The organism is Vibrio sp. 779(2023), assembly GCF_033344285.1.
Classification (GTDB): domain Bacteria; phylum Pseudomonadota; class Gammaproteobacteria; order Enterobacterales; family Vibrionaceae; genus Vibrio; species Vibrio alginolyticus.
The window spans coordinates 873-1,256 of sequence record NZ_JAWPOM010000139.1; the positions used below are offsets into that span (position 1 = coordinate 873).

Consider the following 384-nt stretch of genomic DNA (forward strand, 5'->3'; position numbering starts at 1 on the left):
AAGAAATGTGTTGGCAGGTTCTCCACTCGACCACCGCCCTCTGCACCACGAATAGCAGTACAGAAACCATATTTAGAAAATGCGTCCGTCAGATTAACGCCAAGAACGTACGATGAGTTCATCCAACAATAATCATTGTGATCAGCATTAACGGCGATACCCGACACAGGATCCACATCAAACTCTTCAAAGCCAAACGCTTCTACAGGAGAGGTAGCTTGGCCGTATGGTAAGCGAGCTAATACTTTAGGCATCGTTAAGCTTACAAAACGAGAATCTGCACTTTCGCGGAAAGAGCGCCATTGCGCATATTCCAACGACTCAAAGACTTTATCTAAATCGCGCGGTTTAGATAGTTCTGTCCACTCATCAAAACCAAATAGC

At 45.1% G+C, this 384-nt stretch carries 1 protein-coding gene; it reads right to left on the bottom strand.

Annotated elements, in window-relative coordinates:
* The coding region (locus tag R8O70_RS25565) for a type VI secretion system contractile sheath domain-containing protein (protein WP_318184507.1) at positions 1-384 on the bottom strand (384 nt) is incomplete at both ends.